The organism is Synechococcales cyanobacterium T60_A2020_003, from assembly GCA_015272205.1.
Classification (GTDB): domain Bacteria; phylum Cyanobacteriota; class Cyanobacteriia; order RECH01; family RECH01; genus JACYMB01.
This window is the reverse complement of record JACYMB010000283.1, coordinates 1-2,185: the sequence shown is the minus strand read 5'-3', so window position 1 is coordinate 2,185 and position 2,185 is coordinate 1. Positions and strand designations below refer to the sequence as shown.

2 protein-coding genes are annotated in these 2,185 nt (G+C 53.9%); both read right to left on the bottom strand.

Annotation, left to right across the window (positions count from 1 at the left end):
• Positions 1–60: 60 nt before the first annotated feature.
• A complete protein-coding gene (locus IGR76_14000; protein MBF2079591.1) occupies positions 61–651 on the bottom strand; it encodes a Uma2 family endonuclease in 591 nt (196 codons plus the stop codon).
• A 66-nt stretch (positions 652–717) separates the two neighbouring features.
• A complete protein-coding gene (gene ispG, locus IGR76_13995; protein ID MBF2079590.1) occupies positions 718–1,944 on the bottom strand; it encodes a (E)-4-hydroxy-3-methylbut-2-enyl-diphosphate synthase in 1,227 nt (408 codons plus the stop codon).
• Between the last annotated feature and the right edge of the window lie 241 nt (positions 1,945–2,185).

Here is a 2,185-nt window from a genome sequence, read left to right as displayed (position 1 = left end):
AACTTGCTCTTTTTTGATTCTGATACCCCGTCCGCTTGCGGCGGGGTAGTTCATTCTTACTTAAGTCTCTGGAAATACATCTAATGCCATCACAAACCCCGGTAACACCTCCTCACCCGATAGCTTTGTGGGGAGCGATCGCACCTCTACCTCTTTATCCAATCGATAGATCTCCACCTGCTGATCTTGGGGGTTAATCAACCACCCCAAGCGCACACCGCTGTCTATGTACTCCTCCATCTTTTCCCGCAGGGTCGGTAGATCATCGGTGCGCGATCGCAGTTCTAGGACAAAATCCGGGGCGATCGCTGGAAATCGTTGTCGTTGTTCCGGGGTGAGCGCTTCCCAACGCGAGAGTTCGACCCAAGAGACATCGGGCGATCGCCGTCCACCGTTGGGAAGTTCAAAAATAGTGGAGGAGCTGAATACCTTGCCAAGCTGAGTCTGCTTATTCCAAATGTAGAGTTCGCCGCCTAGCTCCATTTCACGATTGCCACTTTCACCCCCGACTGGAGACATAACAAGCAACACTCCTTTGGCAGTGCGTTCGATTTGGAGATCGGGATTTTGAATGCAGAGTTGGTAAAACTGCTCATCGCTGAGATGAACCTGCTGGATATGGAGTTTTAGCGGTTCGGTGAGAATGGGCATCGGGAGAACTCCCCTAACGAACCTACGATCCAATTATCGACCCATAAATGCGATGAAATTCTAGGACTAGGGATCCACCCAGCGACCATCGGCTTTGATCAGGTTAATCAGTTCCTCAACCCCCTGATCTTCGGGAACGCGCTTAATTTCCTCGCGCCCTCGATACAGGGAGATGTATCCGGGTTGCTTACCGACATAGCCGTAGTCGGCATCGGCCATTTCGCCGGGGCCATTCACAATACAGCCCATCACCGCAATGTCGAGTCCGGTTAGGTGCTTGGTGGCTTCCCGGACTTTGTGGAGCACTTCTTCGAGATTGAATAGGGTGCGACCGCAGGAGGGACAGGCGACGTATTCTACCATCGTTTTCCGCAGTCCTAGGGCTTGCAGGATGCTGTAGCAGACGGGGATTTCTTTCTCTGGTGCTTCGGTGAGGGACACGCGGATGGTGTCACCAATGCCTTCGGCGAGGAGGGTGGCAATCCCTGCGGTGGACTTGATCCGCCCGTATTCGCCATCGCCTGCTTCGGTCACGCCTAGGTGCAGGGGGTAGGCCATGCCCAGTTCGTCCATGCGCTTGGCCATGAGGCGATAGGCGGCCAGCATCACGGGCACGCGGGATGCTTTCATGGAGATGACGATGTTGTAGAAATTGAGGGATTCGCAGATGCGGATGAATTCCAGCGCCGATTCCACCATGCCTTCGGGGGTGTCGCCGTAGGTGAACAGCATTCGCTCGGCGAGGGAACCATGGTTGACGCCAATCCGCATGGCTTTGCCCTGATCGCGGAGGGACACCACGAGGGGTTCTAGGGTTTCGCGGATTTTTTCGCCGATTTCGTCAAATTCGTCTTGGGTGTATTCGGTGCGATCGCCCTTGGGCTTTTCAAAGACGTACAGACCGGGGTTGATGCGAACTTTATCGACGTGCTTGGCGACTTCGAGGGCAATTTTCATGCCGTTGTGGTGAACATCGGCCACGATGGGGACGGGCTGATAGGTAGCGGCCAGCTTTTCTTTGATTTCCGCCAGGGCTTTGGCATGGGCCATGCTGGGCACGGTGACGCGCACAATTTCGCAGCCGATTTCGTGGAGGCGACGGATGGCCGCAACGGAACCTTCGATATCCAGCGTGTCTTCGTTGATCATGGACTGGACGACGACGGGATGCCCACCGCCAATGGTGACGGAGCCGACCTGAACCGGACGAGTTTTGCGGCGATGGATCGTCGTGTCGAATTCAGCGGATGGGGTTGCAGAATCGGTCGAAGCTGGAGTGGGTAAGGTTTGCATAACGATTTAAGATGCGATCGCCTTTCAGCACACGTTAATTAAAAAATGCCTGCTTCCAGATTGCCATAGAATCGAGACATTTTGGCAGACTCCTCTAGAGAAAACCTTAATGATGTCGGGCTTTGTTGCATGATTAGAAGGATGATCAGGCTCACCTTGAGGTCGTCCGGGTATTAAGCTTCGACTTTGTAGCTATCGGGTTTAGCGATCTGAATCATGCGGTTGAGCGCAACACATTTGA

Excerpts from the sequence above, each read along its gene's own strand:
- ispG (MBF2079590.1), bottom strand. The coding sequence starts at position 1,944 with ATGCAAACCTTACCCACTCCAGCTTCGACCGATTCTGCAACCCCATCC.
- IGR76_14000 (MBF2079591.1), bottom strand. The coding sequence starts at position 651 with ATGCCCATTCTCACCGAACCGCTAAAACTCCATATCCAGCAGGTTCAT.